Genomic DNA, 20,675 nt, shown 5'->3' with positions numbered 1-20,675 from the left:
CAGCAGGCACAAGTTTGAGGCATGCGCATCAGGAGTGCCAGTCACACCCGTGAGATGTGGCTGGGGCCGGCTGGCGCCCTGTCAGAACAACAGGGCGCATGGCCAGGCGAATTACTTTTTGCTGATGGTGATCTGCTTGCTAACACCGTAGGTCTGGCCGCTCACGCCTTTGGCGATCTGCTGGATTTTACCGCCAGACTTAAGGAAGGCTTCGACCTGAGCGTCGAGCGAGTCGCTGGTTTCTGTTGCCGGGGCTGGTTTGGCTTTGGCAGCGGAAGCTTTTACGCGCATGAAAGTGTCCCCTTTAATCAAAGTTGACCTGACAGGGTACGTTAATTGATCAATAAATGCAGAATTAATAGTCCGGTCAGGCCATAAATAACTGAATTATTCCGTTATTTATGGCGCTATCATTTTTATAACCGTCTGTTTTAAATGGTTTATTTATTACTTTTAAACCACTGGTCAGAATGACTGAATCAATTTCCTGCCCCGGCGTAAATACGCCGTCTGCAAGAATTTCACGGGTAACTCGGCTAGAATGTCGCTCTGGAAAATCGAGTAAGGCACCATGGCGGTAATCGGACGGATGAATAGTTTGCAGGTCGTGAAGCACACAGACTTCGGCCTGTATCTGGATGGCGGGGCGGATGGCGAAATTCTGCTGCCAAAGCGTTATATCCCGAAAAACACCAGCACTGAGGTAGATGACTGGTTGAATGTCTTTGTTTATCTGGATAGCGAAGACAAATTAATTGCTACCACGGAGAAACCCAAAGTTCAGGTTGGCCAGTTTGCCAGCCTGAAGGTGGTGGATATAAACCGTGTCGGCTTGTTCCTCAACTGGGGGCTGCCCAAAGATCTGCTCCTACCGCACTCCGAAGAAAAGCGCCCGCTGCAGATTGGCGATTACTGTGTGGTGTATGTCTATGTGGATAAACGCACCAAGCGCATTACCGCCACAGCACGACTGGATCGTCACCTGGACAATGAGCCGGCCATCTACACGGTAGGGCAGGAGGTTGATTTGCTGGTGGCTGAGGCCACTGACCTGGGCTTCAAGGCCATCATCAATGGCAAGCACTGGGGGTTGATCCACAAGAACGAGCTGTTCAAGTTCATCCGCAGTGGCATGCAGGAAAAAGGCTTTATTAAGGAGCTGCGTGCTGACGGCAAGATCAGCCTGAGTCTTCAGCCTGTAGGACAGGGGGCAGTGGGAGGCTTGGCTGAACAGATTATGGCCCAGCTGCGTGAGCAGGGTGGGATGCTGAAGCTGAACGATAAAAGTTCGCCGGAAGAGATTGCGGCTCTGTTCCGGGTCAGTAAGGGTAATTTCAAGAAGGCGATTGGCGGTCTGTATAAGCAAGGGCTGATCGTTATCCACGATGACCGGATCGAATTGGCTGCTTCCTGATGTCACCTGATTATCAAGGATTTGACTCGAACGTCAGTTGACGTTGATCCAATCAGAAAAACCACCGACAAGCGGTGGTTTTTTTTGCGTGTCCCTTTTCTTCTGAAACATGCGTAAGGATTCCCGGCGTCAACATTCCGACGAGCTGCACGTTTATTTCATTTGACTGCTGGCAGTTTGCCCTTAATGGACCTAATGTTGATTTACAGCAATGAAATATTTATTGATTTGGTGTTGTTCTACCTTAAGTGCGAACGAATGTCCCACTTTTGAAGTTGGTGATAACACACTCGTATTACTCATCTCGAGAGAGGTGTTAGCCCAGTGTTGACGGGGCTTTCAGAAGTTTTGTGAACCATCGTTTCACTTCGTCGGAAAACCAAATTATGTGGCTGTGACTATTTTAAGAACGATGCTATTCCTTTTGTTATCAATTTGACTCTGCGTTTCAAATTGGTCATGGAAGAAAGGAATATCAGCTATGTCTATTCAAGCAAAAGTCTCATCTGCCTCACAAAATGTTGCCTCTTCATCCGCAATTGAAGTTTCAGCGGATGGTCTGATCTCCCTCACCGAAAGCAGTAAAGTCGCGCTCAATGTCGCGCCCGCCGATGTCGTGGGCTACTCCAAAAGTGGTTCTGACCTGATCGTTCAACTGAAGTCAGGTGAGACTATCCGCATTGCCAATTTCTATGCGGACGGCCAGCAGCCAAGTCAGCTGTTTCTGGTCGAGGAAGACAAGCTAGTTGCTGTCAGTCTCCCGCTGAGTGCTACTGATGGGCCTCTGCTGGCGAGCTATATCCCTCAGGAAACCGTGGCTGGATTTGAGTCACTGACCTCCGACTCCGATGGCATTGGTCTGGGTGCCATTCTCCTGACGGCAGGCACTGTGGCCGCAGGTGGGGCTGCAGTTGGGAGTAGCGGTGGCGGTGGTGGCGGTGGTTCGAGAAGCCCTTCAGGGCAACTGATTGATACCACTCCACCGAATGCTGCCAGCGACCTGAAAGTGTCTGAGGACGGCAGCAAACTCACTGGTAAAGCCGAGCCAGGTACCACGGTTGGTATTGATACCAACGGCGATGGTAAGCCGGATATCACTGTGATCGCGGGGCCGGACGGATCGTTCGAAGCTCCGTTGGTGCCGCCGCTGACCAATGGTGAAACGATTACTGTGGTCGTCACCGACCCTTCAGGCAATACCAGCCCGCCTGCGGTAGTTACCGCTCCCGACACAACTGCTCCTGATCCGGCGGGCAATGTCCAGGTGTCGCCGGACGGCACCACTGTAACCGGCACCGCCGAGCCTGGTGCTACGGTGGGAATCGATACTAATGGCGATGGAGTGCCAGATGTCTCTGTGATTGCCAATCCGGATGGCACCTTCAGCGGAACCCTGAACCCGCCGCTGACCAATGGTGAGACCGTCACTGTTGTGGTTACAGATCCTGCGGGCAACAGCAGCCCGCCGACCAATGCGACCGCACCCGATACCACGCCGCCAGCTGCAGCCGGTAATGTTCAGGTGTCGCCGGACGGCACCACCGTGACGGGTACTGCTGAGCCAGGTGCTAATGTTGAAATTGACACCGATGGCGATGGTGAGCCGGACGTTACTGTGGTCGCCAACCCCGATGGCACCTTCAGCGGAACCTTGAACCCGCCGCTGACCAATGGTGAGACAGTCACCGTTGTGGTGACAGATCCTGCGGGCAACAGCAGCCCGCCGACCCATGCGACTGCACCCGATACCACGCCTCCTGCGGCTGCTGGCAATGTGCAGATATCACCTGACGGCACCACTGTGACCGGTACTGCCGAGGCTGGGGCTGATGTTGAAATCGACACCGATGGCGATGGTCAGCCGGATATAACCGTTGTTGCGCAACCGGATGGCACCTTCAGCGGTAATTTCACTCCGCCATTGACCGATGGTGAGACTGTCACTGTTGTAGTGCGCGATCCTGCGGGTAATCCAAGCACGCCGGTCACTGTTACCGCGCCTGATTTCCCAGCAGCACCCGTGGTTAACCCTTCTAACGGCACTCAGGTCAGTGGTACCGCTGAAGCGGGTGTCGACATCATCATTCGCGATGCGGGCGGCAATCAGATCGGCACCGCATCGGCTGACGCCAATGGTGACTGGTCGACCACGCTGGCTTCTCCGGTCCCGGATGGCACGGTTCTGACCGTGAATGCAGTCGACAGCAATAACAATCCCAGCCCGAATGTCACTGTTGTGGTGGATGGCATTGCACCTGCCGCGCCGGATATCGCACCGAGCAATGGCACTGTTATTCATGGAACAGGTGAACCGGGTTCTACCGTGACGGTCACGCTGGTCGGTGGTGCAGAGTTGGGCTCTTCGCTGGTCGCCCCTGATGGGACCTGGAGCGTAACGCCAGGCTCTGCGCTACAGCATGATGATGTGGTGAGTGCTGTGGCATCTGATGCTGCGGGCAACGAAAGCACTGTGGTCAATGCGACCATTGATGCCCAAGCGCCCAACGCGCCAACGCCAAAGGCCAGCAACGGCACTGTGATCGAAGGTACTGCTGAAGCAGGCAGTACCGTACTCATCACCTTAGCTGACGGCACTCCAGTAGGCGAAACCGTCGCCGCAGCAGATGGTTCGTGGTCGTTCACTCCGTCCAGCCCACTGCCTCACGATGCTCAATTGAATATTGTGGCCAAGGATGCGGCGGGTAATACCAGTGTGGTCGCCAATCTGACCGTCGACGCTGAAGCTCCGTCTGCTCCGGTGATCAACCCTACAGATGGGAAAACCCTCAGTGGCACTGGTGAAGAAGGAGCCACAATCCTGATCAAGGATGCTGGTGGTAATACCGTTGGGGAGACCACTGTGGTCGGCGGTGTCTGGAGCTTTGACCTAAATCCGGATTTGACACATGGCACTGTCATTCAGGCGCAGGCAGTGGACGCTGCCGGAAACGCCAGTGGGCTTGCTGCAGCGACTGTGGATACTCAGGCACCTCCGGCACCAATCATTCACCTGAGTAATGGCTCTGAGCTGAGTGGTACGGGTGAGCCTGGCTCCATCCTAACGCTGAGCCTGGATGGCACGCCGATTGGCGAGGTCATTGTTGAGGAAGATGGCACGTGGAGTTTTGATCCGGCGGCCCAAGTCCCGCCAGTCTCACTGCCACATGATAGTACGGTGACTGCTGTGCCACGTGATGCGGCGGGCAACGTCGGCCCAAGCGGAAGCGTGGTGATCGATAGCGAAGCTCCGCTGATTCCGACCGTCAATCTAAGTAACGGCACCAGCTTGTCTGGTACAGCTGAGCCTGAAAGCACAGTGGTAATTCGAGGTGCTGGTGGTACAGAAATCGGGACCGCAAGTGTTGGCTCAGATGGTAATTGGAGCTACACCCCAAGCCCTGCGTTAACTCATGGCACTGTTGTTACTGTGGAGGCTCGTGACGCCACGGGTAACACTGGTCCGGCTGCAACTGTGACCATTGACTCGGTTGAGCCTGATGCACCGGTGATCCTCCCGAGTGATGGACACACCGTCAGCGGTACGGCCGAAGCCGGAACTACGGTCATTTTGACAGACATCGGCGGCACTGTGCTGACCACCGTTTTGGTGGCTGGGGATGGTACCTGGAGTGCCGATTTCAACCCGCGCCTGGCTCACGACCAAGTGGTTATTGCGACTGCCGTCGATCCAACCGGTAATGTCAGTGATACGTCTGCAGTGACCGTGGATGCCATTGCGCCAGCCACTCCGATCGTTGCGCCAAGCAATGGCAGCAGCCTGAGCGGTACGGCTGAGGCTGGCTCAACGCTGGTAATTTATGACAGCAATGATGTCGAGCTAGGCACGGTCGATGTTGGGGCAGATGGCACCTGGAGTGTGTCTCCAGTGCCTGGACCTGCGCTGATCCATGGTGACACCTTAAAGGTTGTGGCCCGCGATGCTGCAGGTAATACCAGTCCTGAGGCCTCCGTTACCATCGACGCCGAAGCGCCTCTGCAGCCTGTGGTTTCACCAAGCAACGGCAGCTTGCTTACAGGCACAGCTTCCGAAGGCAATCTTGAGATTGAAATCACCGTCGATGGCACCGTCGTTGCCACCGTCATGACTGATGGTGCTGGTAATTGGGAGTACGCCCCAGCCACGCCGCTGACTACCGGTCAGGTGGTTACTGTGACGGCTACGGATGCGGCAGGCAATATCAGCCTACCGTCATCACCCATTACGGTAGATGCCGACTTACCTTCGACTCCTCATATCAATCCAAGCAACGGCACTGTGATTTCCGGTACAGGTGAACTGGGTACTGAGATCAAGCTGAGCATTAACGGTGTTGAGCAGGCCGGTACGATCATGGTTCAACCAGACGGCACGTGGACCTTCGATCCGACTCCTGACTTGGCTCACGGGGATGTGGTCAGTGCTAAGGCAGTTAATACGCTGAGCAGCGAGAGTGGGGTGGCCACGATTGTTGTGGACGCGCAGCCACCTGCGACGCCAACAGTTAACGACAGCAATGGGGTTGAGTTCTCAGGTACCGCTGAGGCGGGTGCCACTGTGATCCTGACCGATAGTGTCCTGGGTGAATTGGCCCTGGTGGTCGCGGGACCTGACGGCAAGTGGAGCTATACCCAGACGCCCGGTCTTGATCATGACTCTGTGGTGAGCGTGGTGGCTAAGGATGCCGCTGGTAATACCAGTGGTCCCGCCACGACTACAGTGGATGCTGAGGCTCCGGGGCTGCCGACTATTGCTCCTACCAATGGGGTCACGCTGACCGGTACCGCTGAAGCGAACGCAACCGTGCTGATTAAAAACAGCGCGGGTGATCAGATCGGTCAAGTCACGGCGGATGGCGCGGGCAACTGGACATTCACACCCAATCCGAAGCTGGAACATGACGCCGAGGTCAAAGTTGTAGCGAGGGATGCCGCAGGGAATACCAGCGGTGAAGCAACGGCCATCGTAGACGCTGAGGCACCGGCAGTGCCCGTGCTGAATCTGAGCAATGGCTCGCTGATCAGCGGTACCGCAGAGGTGGGCGCGAAGGTTCTGCTGACCACTGGCTCTGGCACAGTGATTGGTGAGGCAACCGCAGGTGCTGATGGCTCCTGGAGCTACAGCCCGTCGCCAGCGCTGGGCAATGGTGTGGTGATTAACGCGCGCGCCCAAGACGCTGCTGGCAATACCAGCGGCCCGGCAGCGACTACTGTCGATAGCATCGCTCCTGACAATCCGATTGTGCAGCCGAGCACAGGGGTTAGCATCACCGGTACAGCTGAAGCTGGTGCCAAGGTGTTCATCTCCATCGGCGGAGCCCCGGAGATTGAAGTCCAGGCCAATGGGGCTGGTAATTGGAGCTATACGCCGGGTACTCCGATTGCCCACGATACGGTGGTAGCGGTCCGCGCTGAAGACGCAACAGGCAACAGCAGTGGTACCACCACTATGACCGTTGACTCGGAGGCCCCGGATATACCTGTGATTAATCCAAGTACCGGAGCCATCATCACGGGTACAGGGGAAATCGGTGCGGTCATTAAGCTCACCGATGGTAATAACGCCCCAATTGGGCAAGCCACCGTTGGTGCTGACGGAACCTGGACCGTAACGCCGGCGACCCCGCTGGCTCATAACACTGTGGTCACGGCAACTGCCACCGATGCGACGGGCAACATAAGTGATCCAGCCACTATGGTTGTGGATAAGGTGGCCCCAGGTGCGCCGGTTTTGGTTCTCAACCACGATGGCAATCTGCTGACCGGCACGGCTGAGGCCAACAGCAAGTTGCACCTCGTTATCGATGGTGATGAGAGCAATCCAATCATTGTCACCGTTGGCGGGGATGGCACGTTCAGCCTGCCAATTGACCCGGCACTGGTAGCGGGCGAGTCAATCCGTGGGGTTGCTGTGGATGCAACTGGCAATACCAGTGCTCCGACCACTATCTATGCCCTGGATTTGGCTCCGCCGACTGTGACCGTGACAGAAGCGGCTGATGGCTACGTCAATGCGGTGGAAATCAGCAATGGTATCCAGGTCACTGTAGGGCTGCGTCCGACCATGCAGGTAGGCCAGGTTGTGACGGTGAAGTTCAGCGGCCAAAACGGCTATGAGCAGAGTGTCACTCACACCCTGAGCAGCGACGATATCGCCGCTGGCAGCATCAACATTACGCTGGCGCCGGAGGGGGGAAGTGCTGCTTATCCTGAGGGTGCAGCGGCGATTACCGCAGATATCAGTGGCGGCACCAGCAGTACTGCGGTGAACTTTGTTGTCGACACCATCCCACCTGCAGCACCGTTGCTGACACTGGTCGGCAACCTGCTGACGGTCACCAGCGAGCCTTTTACCAAGGTCTTGGTCGAGGTGGCAGTTGGCGGTGTGACCGCAACTGTGGCAGTGGCTACTGACAGTCAGGGCAAGGCCTTGATCAACCTGCTTACCGACTTGGATATAGAGCTAAGCTGGGATCAGTTGCTCACAGCGTCTGTGTCGGCTCGTGGTGAAGATCTGGCGGGTAACCAGGGGAACATCGCCACCGTTGGTATCGGGCCGAATTTGCCTCAGCCCGTTACCGTGGGTGACTTTGGTTTGGATGTGCGACTTCTCCCTACTCCAGTGTTGGGATTGTCTGGCACTGCAAGCTCCGGCAGCTCTGTTCGGGTTGAAGTGATCACCCCGTTGACCACCGTGATTGTTGATCCTACTGTCGATGCAAATGGAAATTTCTCGGTGAACCTGCTCAATCCACAGTTATTGAGTGATTTGGGATTGAGCGTGACGGACATACTGAATCTCGGCGCAGGTCTTTCGTTCAACATTGTGGCAACTGACTCTTTTGGCAATGACAGCGCTAGTTATGGTGTGAACTTGCTGGGTTCCGGAGCACTGTTGTCACTGGGAGAAATATCCGTTACCGGCACGTCAGGAAATGATTTCCTGACTGCTCGCAATGATTCCTCTGAAAGGATCATTGGCGCAGACGGCCATGATCTGATCAAGAACGTCGGCAGCGGAGACCGTGTAGAAGCGGGTGATGGGAATGACACCATCGAAGTCACCTCAGCCAATTTCACCAGCATTGATGGCGGTGCCGGTTTCGACACCCTATTGCTGGCCGGTGGGATTAACCTGGATTACAACGCAGTGGGTGTTGGCACCCTAGCCAACATCGAGCGGATCAATCTGGGCAAAGGTGACTCCGGCAGTGTACTGACGCTTACGGCGGCCGAAGTGGGCATCATCACTGATAGCAACAACACGCTGCAGATCACAGGCGAAGCCAACGACACATTGAGAGTGACGGGTGCCACTAACACCGGAACGACTCAGGAAATCAACGGCGTGACCTACGATGTGTACTCCTTTGGCGGCAATACCTTGTTGGTTGAGGACAATACTGTCCAGGTGTTGGTATGAGTAAACGCCGAGCCAGCTATAGGCTGGTTTGGGCGGGTCTTTGCCTGACCGGTCTAGGTGTCTCTATGCCTCTAGTGGCCATGCCGCTGGACGAGGCTGTGCAGCTTGGGCTGGCCATCAATCCTCAGGTGCGTGCGGCTATGGCTGAGGCCGCACGTGCCGGGACAGACGTGGATATTGCCAAGGGCGGGTATTACCCGGCGGTGTCTATGTCGGGTGGCCCGCAGGAGTTTGATTTCGGTGAGGTCGTTTACGACCTCACCGCTTCTCAGATGCTTTACGACTGGGGCCGTGTTGCCAGTAAGGTCGAAAGCGCCAATGCAACCCAACGCAAGAAGCTCGAAGAACTCATGGTGGCTCAGGACGATGCGGCACTGGACATCGTTGAGACCTACCTCGAGCTGCTGGCTGCAGAGCAACGCCTGGAGTCAGTGCGGATGCACATTGAACATATCGACAGCATCCGCCAGATGACGGAAGTCCGTGGTCAGGGCTATTCCGACCGAAGCGAGCTGGATCGTGCCAGTCTTGAGCTGGTCCGGGCGCAGGAACAGATGTCCGCCGAGAAGGGCAAGCTGCAAGACCTGCGCAACCAGTTCTTGATTCTTGTGGGGCAGGAACCAGAGGCTCTGGAAATTCCCGAGCCCTATTCGCTGGAGCGCTACCTGGCCCGTGGTGATGTTGGCAAAGTGATCAGCAGCTCACCGTTACAGCGCAAGGCGCTTGAAGATGCCAACGTAGCCGAAGCTGAATTGCGTGAAGCCAAAGCCTCGCTGCTACCGCAGCTGAACCTTGAGGCCTCGCATCTGCGCCGGGAGATCGGCGGCAGAATGGAGGACGACTCCATGGTGTCTTTGCGCTTTCGCATGGAGACCATTCAGGGACTTTCGAATTTTTATCGTCCGGCCGCCGCGCAGCAGCGCCTGGAGGCGGCGCGTTGGAGTGCTGATGCCATGCAGCGGGATATCCGGCGTAAGTTGCAAACGCTGTTTGATACCGCTGAGACACTGCGCTGGCGTGAGCAATCACTGCAACAGCAAGTGCAGCAGGCCGATCAAGTGACCGGACTTTACCGTGAGCAATTTGAAGTTGGCCGTCGCGATGTGATCGATCTGCTGAATGTCCAGCGCGAGCGATTTGAAGCTGAGCGGCAGCTGATCAACCTCAAAATAGAACAAAAAACCATCGAATATCGTGCGGCAGCGCAGGTGGGATTACTGAGCGCCATGCTTGAGAAGCGGCTTAGCCATGAAAGTTGATTCAGGACGAATTCAGCAGCAGGAAGCTGCAGCCGCAGATGACCCTGTCAGACAGGGCCTGGTCTTGCTGTGTAATCATCTCGGGCGGCCGATGGGCGACGCTGAGTTGGTGTCCGGTATCGCTCTGGAACAGGGGCGCTTGCCGCTGAACCTGATTCCCCGCGCATTGCGGCGTGCGGACATCAACGCGAAAGTGGCCGCCTATCCATTGGAGAAAATGGAAGGCTACTTACTGCCTGTCTTGCTGTTGCTGAAGGACCACGGAGCGCTTGTGCTGCTGGGCGTTGAAGGGGACAGCGCTGAGGTTCTGCTGCCGCAAAGTGAAGGTGGCCGTGAACGTATAGCGCTCACTGAGCTAACCGCGATGTACAGCGGGATAGCAGTATTTGCCAAATGCCGTTATCGCTCCGATGAGCGTGTTGGAGCATTCGCCAAGGCCGAGCCTGAGCACTGGTTTTTTGCCCCTTTAAAGCGCCTTTGGCGCTCGTATCTGGAAGTGGCCAGCGCCGCCTTTGTTGCCAATCTGCTGGCCGTGGGCGCAGCACTGTTTGCCATGCAGGTGTATGACCGGGTGGTGCCAAACAGCGCATTCGACACCCTGTGGATTTTGGCTGGCGGGGTCGCCCTGGCCATCGTGTTGGATGGCGTGCTACGCATCATGCGTGGGCACTTGCTCAATGTGTTGGGTAAGCGTCTGGATTTGCAGCTGTCCACATTGCTGTTTAGTCGGGTGCTGACTACCCGTCTTGAAGCCAAACCGGCCTCCATGGGCGCCTTCAGCTCGCAAGTCCGTGAGTTTGAGTCGGTGCGCGAGTTCTATACGTCCTCCAGCGCCGCGATGATCAGTGATATGCCCTTTGTGCTGCTGTTTATCCTGGTGATTGCCCTGATTGGCGGGCATGTGGTTTGGGTGGTGATCGTCTGCTGCATCCTGATGATTTTGCCCGGTCTGCTGGCGCAGCGCCGGCTGGGCCATTTGTCACGGCAGAACCTGCGTGAAGGTGCGAAAAAGAATGCGGTCTTGCTTGAGGCTTACGAGCATCTTGAGTCAGTTAAGGCCACCCGTTCTGAAGGCCGATGCCTGCAACAATGGGAAAGCCTTACGGCTGAACTGGCCACCAGCAGCATGAAAACCTACGCACTGGCCTCGAGTCTGACCTACGTGTCGGCCATGGTTCAGCAACTCTGCTACGTGGGCGTGGTGGTGTTTGGTGTCTACCTGATCAGCGACGGTTCGATGACGGTTGGGGCCTTGGTAGCCTGTTCGATCCTGTCATCCCGGGCTGTTGCACCACTGGCACAGCTGGCGCAGTTGCTGGGGCGTTGGCAGCACACCAAGGTGGCGATGGAAGGCTTGGATCAATTGATGTCCGCTGCTCAGGAGCGCCCAGAAAACAAAACCTTTGCGCGTAAACCCAGGCTATACGGCAGCTATTTGCTGCAAGGTGTCAAAGTCAGCCATGGCGACAGCGCGCCGGTACTGAAAATTAAAGAGCTGAGCATCAATGCCGGTGAGCGTGTGGCGTTACTGGGCGGCAATGGCGCCGGTAAGTCGACCCTGTTGCGGGTGATGAGTGGGCTGCTTAGCGTCGGGGCTGGGCGGTTGCTGCTGGATGACATAAGCCTCAGTCAGATTGACCCCAGTGATCGCCAGCGTGGCATCGGATACCTGCCGCAGGATGTGGCGCTGTTTCAGGGCACCTTGCGGGAAAATCTCAATCTGGAAAATGCCGCCCTGAGCGATGAGGAGATGCTGGAAGTTGTGGATGGCATTGGCCTTGGCCAGTTTGTCCGCAGCCATTCTCTGGGGCTGGATATGCCGATTCAGGGCAACTCCAGTCTGTCAGGCGGGCAGCGTCAGGCGGTTGGGCTGGCGCGTGTGCTGCTGCAGGACCCGCCAGTGGTGCTTCTGGATGAGCCCACCGCAGCGTTTGACCAAACCAGCGAAGGGCATGTCATCGAGTACATGAAAAAGTGGCTGGGTAACCGCACGCTGATTCTGACCACGCACAAGCAAAGCATGCTGGCGCTGGTGGATCGGGTGGTGGTGTTGAGCCAAGGCAGTGTGGTCATGGATGGCCCCTTGAGTCAGATCGTCAAGGGTAACGAAGTAAAGATAGCCAAAGCGGCTCAGTGAGGAGCCTATGAAGGATTATGAAAGCGCGGCGGAGCTGCGCAGGCAGCTGGGCGACCCGTTATTGGCGGCGACCCATCCGGTCTATCAGCCTCTGTTATGGACGCTGATTGCGACAGTTGTGATCTTTATTGTCTGGGCGTCCCTGGCGGAGTTGGATCAGGTCACCCGTGGCGAAGGGCGTGTCGTACCGTTCAGCCGCATCCAGAAAATCCAGAGCCTTGAGGGTGGGATTCTCGACAAGCTGCTGGTTCAGGAGGGCGATCTGGTGGAGGTCGGCCAGCCCTTGGTGCGCTTGGATAACACGCGCTTTCTGACCAGCTATCAAGAGTCCTCCAACCAGTCGTCGGTATTGCGCGCGGCTATAGCCCGCCTGGACGCTGAAGTACTGAATAAGCCCGATATCGTCTTCCCGCCCGGCGTCGATCCGCAAAGCCCGCTGGCGCGCACTGAGCGAGAGTTGTTCGAATCACGCCGGGAAAAACTGCTAGAGAGCACCCGGGCTATCGAGCAGCAGATGAGTTTGGCGCAACAACAGCTTGCGCTGATCCGGCCGATGGTGGAAAAGCGTGCCGTTAGTCAGATGGAGGCGCTGCGTCTGAGTCAGGAGGTCGCATCGCTGCAGGGCAAGCTTGTTGAGATCAAGAGCAGCTATTTTCAGGACGCCTACACCGAGCGCTCTAAACTACATGCCGAGCTTAGTGCGCTGGAGCCTATCGTGCAGCAGCGTCAGGATCAGTTGCGCCGCACCGAGATCATTTCACCCGTGCGTGGCCGGGTGAACACGGTGCTGATCAATACCCGCGGTGGTGTGATTCAGCCGGGCGAGCCGATCATGGAAGTGATACCAGTGGAAGAGCAACTGCTGGTGCAGGCCAAGATCAAGCCCAGAGATGTGGCATTCCTGGTGCCGGGTATGCCGGCCAAAGTCAAAATCACTGCTTACGATTACACCATCTATGGTGATCTGGCCGGTACGCTGGAGCAGATCAGCGCGGACACCATTGAGGAGACCACGCCCTATGGTAAAGAGCCCTACTATCAGGTGCTGATAAAAACCGATAGCAGCCACTTGGTTCGGGAGGATAAGGTCCTGCCAATCATCCCTGGCATGGTGGCTGAAGTGGATATTCTCAGCGGCAAGCGCAGCGTCCTGAATTACCTGATCAGGCCACTGATAAAGGCGCGACTCTACTGAGCGTCAGACCAGCGAAAGGCTGTTCTGACGCTCCTCAGGATCGCTGATGACAATGCAGTTACGACCTGAACTCTTAGCTCTGTACAGGCGCTGATCAGCTCGCCGCAGGGTTTCCTCCCAGTGTTCAGTCGGATGGTACACCGCACCGCCTACTGACATCGTGACCGGTCCGCCGGGGCCGATCAGATGTTCTCTGACCTTACGTTGCAGCTGATCTGCAGCAGCTTGTAAGCCAGTCTGATCCGTGTTGTGCAGCAGTAGCAGGAACTCTTCGCCGCCAAAGCGGAACAACCTGTCTTCTTTTCGCGACGAGCTTTTGATCAGCTCGACAAAATCCATCAGCACCTGATCACCTGCCTGATGCCCATAGGTGTCATTGATGGTTTTGAAGTGGTCGAGGTCCATCACCAGCACGGAATAGATGTTGCCGTGACGGCGGTGGGTTGCTGCAGCAATCTTCAGTTCTTCGTTCATTGCCCGGCGGTTGCGTGCGCCGGTCAACGGATCCTGAATCGCTAACTGTTGCAACTGATCGCGCTGGCTGCGGGTGCGGTAGGCAAAGACGAAGCTGAGGATGCTGGCCATCATCGCGGTGACCAGGAACGAGGTCATCTGATAGTCACTTTCAAACACCTGGCCCGGATGGGTTTTGCCGTAAGTCGCCAGTGTCAGCAGAACCAGCGTTGTGGCAACCAGCGCTTTACCGGGCGAGACCATAAAGAAGTTGAACAGGATCAGCGGGTAAATCCAGAACAGCCCGTTAACGCCGAGCTTGATGGCAATCAGTGTGGCGGCTGAAGCAAACACCATGCATAGGACAATACCGGGTTTGATGGTGTCGCCGGTGCGCCATGCATACACAACAGCCAGAACAGTCGAGCAGACGATGGCGCTATCAGCAATGCCAACCACCATATCGCCAGAGCTGAGGCGATAGATCGCGTAGGGGGCAATTCCAAGGACGCCGAAGATACCCATCAGGGTCATGATGGACAGTTGGAAGTCTTTGCGCAGGCGCTTGACGAAGTGCGGTTTTCGCATAGGCAAGCCACTATTTTTAGTTGTTATGGGCTGAAGCATGCAGACCTTATACCTAAGAGGCAAATACTATTTTAGACAAAGTGCCACTATCGAATGATTGCCAATGAAAGGGAGTTTAGGTGAGGGGTTGGCTATTTGACGCCGAACTTTTGTCGGTTATGACGGCAAAATCATGGCGCGTAAGGGTTTGCTCTGTTGGTAGCGGGTTAAACGTGCGGCCAGTTCAGGAGGAAGTTGACGGCAAATCTCGAAGCCAAGTCGAGTGTAAAAACTGTAAAGGTCTGGGTGGCAGAACAGCCAGACTTTGGTGTCGCATTCTGACCGTACGGTCGAGATCAGTTGCCTGGCAATGCCGCGCTTGCGCTGCGTTGCATCCACCAACAGGCTAGTCAGCCAATGCCCGTCAGCCACAGGGTGGAGCACCAACGCTGCAATGATCTCGGTCTCCTGAGCGACCCATATCTGGGCACCGGCGGTCTTGCCGATGACGGCGCGCTGACTGCGGTAGAACTTGTCTGCCAGAGGCTTGAGTGCGGGCGGGAGTTGGCGGATGTGCATGGAAGGTGGCTGGCTATGGTTCGGGCGCAGTCTAGAGGCCTAGCAGCGATCAGGCCAGCCTGCCTTGCCAGATAGCCTGGCAAGGCAGGTAGCGTTTACTGGCAGCGTAGGAACTGGCCGTAGCCGCGCGTCTGACCCAGGTCGTCGGCAAAATGGCCGTCTTTAAACGCTACTTTGCCATTGATCAGCACGGCGTCCACGGCGTCGCCACGGTTGACCATCCGCTGTAGGCCGCCAAAGGCCTCCATTGGTGCTTCCTGATAGGTTGAAAGTGAGTCATCGAGTTTGTGCGGATCAATGATCACCAGATCGGCACGGGCACCTTCATAGAGTTTGCCCGCGTCGATGCTGAACCAGTCCGCCAGTTCGCCGGTCAGCCGCCATACCGCTGTTTCCAGAGGCATGACGGGCTGGCCACGCTGCTGGGAATCCTGCACCAGTTTCAGCATGCGCAGGCTGAAGTTGTAGAACGCCATGTTGCGGATGTGTGCACCGGAGTCGGCAAAACCGATCAGAGTGCTGGGCTCGCACACCAGTTTTTCCACCACTTCGGGGCGGTGGTTGGCGATCAGTGTGCGCCAACGCAGGCGCGGCCCGTGGGTAACGAGCAGATCAAGGAACAGATCGGCCGGGTGAACATCGCGTTTTTGGGCCAGCTCGCCAATGCTGTTACCCACCACGCTGGCATCCGGGCAGTCCACCACCCAGGCATCGTTAAAGTCACGGTGCCAGACTCTTGGTCCGAATTTTTTCTCCACATCCTTACGGAAGCGCAACCGGTACTCCGGGTCCTGAAACAGCTCACTGCGCTGCGCGTGGCTGGCCAGATGCAGCGCTGCCTGGCCAGCAGGAAACTCTTCAAAGACCACAAATTCCATGCCGTCGGCATAGGTTTCAAAAGGCACCGGTAGGGTTTGCCAGCGGAAGTCAGCGCGTCCCAGACGGTTGATAAAACGGGTGATCGGGCCGAGGATTTTCGCCAGCCAAGGATCGGCTTTGACATCCATCAGGGTGATTAATGTGGTCTTGAGCGGCTTACGCCACCAGCCGCCGATGCTGTCCCAGAGGAATGCCAGTACGTTGACTTTGGTGACCAAGTTAGGCGCACCCTGATGGATGCGGTTGCGCTGGCGCAGCACTTTGTTCAGGCGGGTGTATTCAGCCCAAGAGGCGTACACCGAAGGCAGGGATTTGGAGCGCTGGCGGTCGCCATCCAGCTTGTCCCACGGGTTGGTCATGGTCGAAAGGCCAATCAGACCGACATCCAGCGCCTCCTCCAGCAGGCGCTCCATGCGCGTGAGCTCTGCCTCGGTGGGCTTGATGCTGGCATCCACCGAACGGTCCAGCCCCATCACTGCTACACGCAGATCGGAGTGGCCGAGGAAGGCGCAGATGTTTGGGCCCAGCGGATGCTGATCAAGGAAGGTGGCGAATTCTGTGGGGGTATTCCACGTCTTGCGTTGCTGTAGCAATGGCAGCACATGCTCGCGGGGAACCGACTCCACACGGGTGAACAGATCGGAACAATCCTCTGGGCTGGCTAGGATCATGCTTATTGAGCAGCTGCCGATCATCAGCGTCGTGACGCCGTGGCGAACTGATTCCTTGAGCGCCGGAGCTGCGACCACCTCTGCATCATAGTGAGTGTGCATGTCGATAAAACCGGGCGTGACCCAGCGGCCAGCGGCATCAATGACTTCAGCACAGCCCGTCTCATCCAGCGCTTCTGCGCTGATTTTGATGAGCCTGCCATCGCGGATGCCCAAATGGCGAATGGAACCCGGCGATCCCTGGCCGTCGAAAAACAGCGCATTTTTAATCAGCACATCGAACATCGGACTGCTCCCGGATTGTTGTTATTGGTTGAGACCGCAACTTTGTCGAATGAGAGTAACGTGCCGCTGAATGGTTAAGTTAGGACATATGTGCACAAACCTGTGGCGGACCGGACATGCGGCCCGGCCGGTTGCCCACAGTGGCGCGAATCGGTGCCCGGTCAGGCAGATTAAGCGTCCAGTCGATGCCGAATGGCGCTGATCTCTGGCAGATCGGTACGACGCACGTACACCCGAAGTGGTTCGCTGATATTGAGCCGGTCGTCGATGTTTTGCTCAAGCAGCAGGAGCAGGCGCGAACGGTCCAGGGTCATGGTTTCGCCCTCGAGGGCTCGCCATACAAATTCACAGGTTGGGGTAATGCTGGCCTCTTCAATGTCCAGGCCGAAGGAGTCTTCCGAAAAACGCACGATGTACTGGCCGGTTTTGCTGTTGAAACCAACCAAACCCTGCAGTTGGTCAGCCGCTGCGCAGATGGTGGCGGAGGTGATGCTCATGACAGCCTCGTCGATGTTGAAAGTTCAGACACCGACGTAGGCTAAGGCGAGCACAGATGGGTATCTTGCTCAGGATCAATAGTGCGGGAAATTTACGAATGACAATGAGTCGCAGGTTAAATCAGCCTCTTGTCCGCGGCTTCTTCCAGCGTGCTGCGTGTCAGCTTGCTCAGGATCGGATCAAGCGAAGGATTGAAAGGTATGGCAAAAATCAGCCCGATCTGAATCCACGTGGTTAGCGCCTCACGTTTAGTCACTTTCCCAAGCTCGGTGCCCTGAGCGTCTTTAAAGGTAGTTTCCATGATCAATTCGTTATCGGCCTTGGTGGGAATCAGCATCAGGGAAAACCCTGAGATAAAGGCCATTACCAGATTGCTGCGTTCATGGTTGGTCAAACGAATGTCGATATAGAGGTCGGAATTCACCCGCTCTGTTGTTACCTGAGTAAAGCGCTGGCTGCTTTGGTACTCCTTAAGAATCCGTTCTTCCAGTTTGGGCAGATTGAACTGGGCGTTATGGGGCTTTTCGTTATGCAGATACTGGGTTTCGATCTTGATATAGGCGGAGGGTGCTTGCGCCTGCTCGCTGCCTAACGGCCATTGTTCGACCTGCTTGAGTTGATTGTGTGAGTAGGACAGGCAACCACTGAGAGTGACCACAGCGCAGAGTAACAGCGTCGTGCAGAGGGTTTTCATATGAGCTTCCGGTTCAGTGCAGTTGTTTGAGGCTGTCTGTAAGCAGATCGCCAATCAGTTGGTTGAGCTGCTTGGCGCCCAGTGCGGAGTTGAGGTAGTCCTGACTCCAGAAGCCGACACTCTGGTTGCTCTTGAGCCTTGATTGGCTGCTGGCGAGCGGCTTGCCTTGGGCATCAGTGATGCTCAGAGTTCCGGCCAAGTCGTACTTGTCGATGTAGATGGGGCCGTTGGCCCAGATCCAGATCGTTGCTGTCAGGATTGCACCGGGGAAGTAGGCCGGATGTGCTGTACGCCTGGCTTCGAGCGAAGAAAGCGTCAGCTGCAGTTGAACATCCTGCTCTGCGGCTGTAGCGGGGAATGTGATGGTTTTTTCGAAGTAACCCTTATTCTCCAGTTCAGCGGCAAGTTGGCTGGTGAGCTGCGGGATCAGCAGCCTGTTCTGCTGGGGAGAGATATCGCTGTCGGTGATGCTGACATCGTTCACCATCAGGGTTTCACTGCGGGTTGCAGCACGCTCTTGGGGTAGCAGGTCTAGAGGGCCTGCCGGAATAAATGACATACAGCCTGACAAAGCCAGAGGGAGCAGGCCTGCCAGTAAAAAGTGCGGGGATTGCATGGTATGCCTTGATCAATAGCGCTCCTGGCGAAGCGCTAACTACAGAAACAAGTTCAAGCGTACTTAGTGGGCGTTACCGGTGCCTGAGGCGCTGATGGTGCCAAACGGGCTGCTGTACATGCTGGTTTTAACCCCCATCAATGGCGAGTTATTGACCCAAATATCATTAATCACGATGGTTTGACCTGGCGAGTCATTGTCAGCGGCTACCAGCAAGTAATAGGTGCCGTCTTCAATAGCTTCACCTTTCCAGCTCATGTTGATCTGCTCAGGCAGGATCGAGACATGGCTGGGCTTGTCCGCCACGATCGTGCCGTAAGCGTCGAGAATCAGTGCGCGTGGTTTAAGTGCGTACTTGCTGACACCCATGCAGCTGTCGTTACAGCGCGAATGAATATTCAGCTGATAGCGTTCACCTTTTTTCAACTCCAGTGAAAACACGCGGTAATTGGAGATTGAACTGCCGAAGTCCAGGCGCGGTTCGGCAGCGCTGATGGACCACTGTGGCGCCAGCGACTCGGGAGTAATCGGTAGCGGAATCGCCCGGGTATTGTGGATCGCTTCAAGCGGGCTTTTGGCCAGCGGGGTGGTTCCGGCTTGCACTTCTTGCTGATAAGAAGTCTGGGAAGTGTTGGCGCAGGCTGTGAGAAACAGACAAAGCGACAACGTCAGAAACTTGTACACAGTAGAGCTCCGGCGTTTGGCGAAAGTGTGTTGGCGAGCGCCAAAGGAAGGGGATTCTTCTTACTTAAGCTCTTGCGGTCAAGCCAAAATGCGGTATGGCGCAAGCAAAAAATATTTTGGATGCGCAGGAGGCCTGGCGGTGGGCTGTCTGAGACAGCCCGGTGTGCAAGGTTTTGGGCTTTCGAAAATCAGCCAGCCAAGCCTACATAGACGTTCTGCACATCGTCATGGGCGTCGATGGCTTCCAGGAAGGCTTCAACTTCTTCCAGCTGCTCCGGCGTAAGGTTGGTAACCGGATTCTTTGGGCGGTAGCCAATTTTGGCCGAGTTCACGGTGAAACCTTGGTCCGGCAGTGCACGGCATACGGCATCCAGATCGGTGATCTCGGTGATGAACAGGGTGCTGCCTTCGTCATCTGGCTCAAAGTCCTGAGCACCTGCTTCGATGGCGGCCAGCTCTGGGTCTGCGTCGCTGTCGGTGGTGGCTTCAATCAGACCGACGTGGTCGAAATCCCACGTTACGGAGCCGGATGCGCCCATCTGGCCTTTACGGAACAGTACGCGAATCTCAGCAACGGTGCGGTTGATGTTGTCGGTCAGGCACTCAACGATCAGCGGTACCTGATGCGGCGCAAAGCCTTCATAGGTGGTGCGTTCGAAGTTGACGGTTTCACCGCCCTGGCCAGAACCCTTCTTAATGGCACGTTCCAGTGTGTCTTTGGGCATGGACGCTTTTTTCGCCTGGTGTATGGCCAAACGCAGCTTGGGGTTCATGTCCGGGTCGGCACCGTTACGTGCAGCGATCATGATTTCCTTGACCAATCGACCGAAGATCTTGCCTCTGGCGTTGGCGGCGGCTTCTTTAGGTTTGGCTTTCCACTGGGCGCCCATGTCTGAATCTCGTCTTACGTGTAGATGAATGGAGGCGGGATTGTAATCCCGCACTACTTACTCTTGCACCGGTGAGCGGATTCAGTTGTTGTCCGCATCGCCTGGTGCATGTGTGCCAGGCCAGTGCGGCCTGGCGGGTGTATCAGTCCTGACGGCTGGTTACTTCCAGCAGGTGATAACCGAACTGGGTCTTGACCGGACCTTGTACGACGTTCACCGGTGCGCTGAATACGACGGTGTCGAACTCTTTAACCATCTGACCTGGGCCGAAAGAACCCAAGTTGCCACCGTCGCGACTGGATGGGCAGGAGGAGTGTTCTTTGGCAATGGCAGCGAAGTCTGCACCAGCCTCGATGGCGGCTTTCAATTCGTTGCACTTGGCTTCAGAGGAAACCAGGATGTGGCGGGCTGTGGCGCGTGCCATTAGGTGAACT

Annotated in this window: 16 protein-coding genes; 5 read left to right on the top strand and 11 right to left on the bottom strand. The window is 56.2% G+C overall.

Annotation, left to right across the window (positions count from 1 at the left end; all coding sequences use genetic code 11):
* Positions 1-111 precede the first annotated feature (111 nt).
* Positions 112-291: a hypothetical protein gene (locus AO726_RS03210; protein WP_058066600.1), complete on the bottom strand. Its 180-nt coding sequence runs from the start codon at positions 289-291 to the stop codon at positions 112-114.
* Positions 292-367: 76 nt separating this feature from the next.
* Complete coding sequence (locus AO726_RS21245; RefSeq protein ID WP_162491568.1) at positions 368-616, bottom strand: hypothetical protein; 249 nt, start codon at positions 614-616, stop codon at positions 368-370.
* Here AO726_RS21245 and AO726_RS03205 point away from each other — a divergent pair.
* The 5 genes from AO726_RS03205 (at position 572) to AO726_RS03185 (ending at position 13,425) form a co-directional block, all read left to right on the top strand.
* Positions 572-1,414 (top strand): CvfB family protein, encoded by an 843-nt coding sequence (locus AO726_RS03205; RefSeq protein WP_058066599.1) that lies wholly within the window; start codon positions 572-574, stop codon positions 1,412-1,414. The two genes, AO726_RS21245 and AO726_RS03205, sit on opposite strands and share 45 nt — an antisense overlap.
* Positions 1,415-1,895: 481 nt before the next feature.
* Positions 1,896-8,834: an Ig-like domain-containing protein gene (locus tag AO726_RS03200; protein WP_058066598.1), complete on the top strand. Its 6,939-nt coding sequence runs from the start codon at positions 1,896-1,898 to the stop codon at positions 8,832-8,834.
* Complete coding sequence (locus AO726_RS03195) at positions 8,831-10,093, top strand: TolC family protein (RefSeq protein ID WP_058066597.1); 1,263 nt, start codon at positions 8,831-8,833, stop codon at positions 10,091-10,093. Before AO726_RS03200 ends, AO726_RS03195 begins: the two co-directional genes overlap by 4 nt.
* Positions 10,083-12,230, top strand: coding sequence for a type I secretion system permease/ATPase (locus AO726_RS03190; protein ID WP_058066596.1), 2,148 nt, complete (start codon positions 10,083-10,085; stop codon positions 12,228-12,230). Before AO726_RS03195 ends, AO726_RS03190 begins: the two co-directional genes overlap by 11 nt.
* Before the next feature lie 7 nt (positions 12,231-12,237).
* Complete coding sequence (locus AO726_RS03185; RefSeq protein WP_058066595.1) at positions 12,238-13,425, top strand: HlyD family efflux transporter periplasmic adaptor subunit; 1,188 nt, start codon at positions 12,238-12,240, stop codon at positions 13,423-13,425.
* Positions 13,426-13,428: 3 nt separating this feature from the next.
* Here AO726_RS03185 and AO726_RS03180 read toward each other — a convergent pair whose 3' ends face one another.
* The 9 genes from AO726_RS03180 to AO726_RS03140 form a co-directional block, all read right to left on the bottom strand.
* The gene (locus AO726_RS03180; RefSeq protein WP_058066594.1) at positions 13,429-14,466 is read right to left on the bottom strand and encodes a GGDEF domain-containing protein; all 1,038 of its coding nucleotides are present in this window, start codon (positions 14,464-14,466) and stop codon (positions 13,429-13,431) included.
* A gap of 156 nt (positions 14,467-14,622) precedes the next feature.
* Positions 14,623-15,024: a GNAT family N-acetyltransferase gene (locus AO726_RS03175; RefSeq protein WP_058066593.1), complete on the bottom strand. Its 402-nt coding sequence runs from the start codon at positions 15,022-15,024 to the stop codon at positions 14,623-14,625.
* 95 nt (positions 15,025-15,119) lie between these two features.
* A complete protein-coding gene (locus AO726_RS03170; protein ID WP_058066592.1) occupies positions 15,120-16,859 on the bottom strand; it encodes an N-acyl-D-amino-acid deacylase family protein in 1,740 nt (579 codons plus the stop codon).
* A 170-nt stretch (positions 16,860-17,029) separates the two neighbouring features.
* Positions 17,030-17,356, bottom strand: coding sequence for a DUF2025 family protein (locus AO726_RS03165; RefSeq protein ID WP_058066591.1), 327 nt, complete (start codon positions 17,354-17,356; stop codon positions 17,030-17,032).
* 116 nt (positions 17,357-17,472) lie between these two features.
* Positions 17,473-18,051: a hypothetical protein gene (locus tag AO726_RS03160; protein WP_058066590.1), complete on the bottom strand. Its 579-nt coding sequence runs from the start codon at positions 18,049-18,051 to the stop codon at positions 17,473-17,475.
* Positions 18,052-18,064: 13 nt separating this feature from the next.
* Positions 18,065-18,667 (bottom strand): hypothetical protein, encoded by a 603-nt coding sequence (locus tag AO726_RS03155; RefSeq protein ID WP_058066589.1) that lies wholly within the window; start codon positions 18,665-18,667, stop codon positions 18,065-18,067.
* A 63-nt stretch (positions 18,668-18,730) separates the two neighbouring features.
* Positions 18,731-19,351 (bottom strand): hypothetical protein, encoded by a 621-nt coding sequence (locus AO726_RS03150; RefSeq protein WP_177330532.1) that lies wholly within the window; start codon positions 19,349-19,351, stop codon positions 18,731-18,733.
* 188 nt (positions 19,352-19,539) lie between these two features.
* Entirely contained in the window at positions 19,540-20,241 is a 702-nt protein-coding gene (locus tag AO726_RS03145; protein WP_058066588.1) for a YebC/PmpR family DNA-binding transcriptional regulator, read from the bottom strand.
* Between the two features lie 142 nt (positions 20,242-20,383).
* Positions 20,384-20,665: a peptidylprolyl isomerase gene (locus tag AO726_RS03140; protein ID WP_058066587.1), complete on the bottom strand. Its 282-nt coding sequence runs from the start codon at positions 20,663-20,665 to the stop codon at positions 20,384-20,386.
* Positions 20,666-20,675: the final 10 nt, after the last annotated feature.

This window comes from Pseudomonas sp. TTU2014-080ASC, assembly GCF_001446935.1.
Lineage (GTDB): Bacteria > Pseudomonadota > Gammaproteobacteria > Pseudomonadales > Pseudomonadaceae > Aquipseudomonas.
Note: the sequence above shows the minus strand (reverse complement) of the source record. Positions and strands in the feature narration are given on the sequence as shown.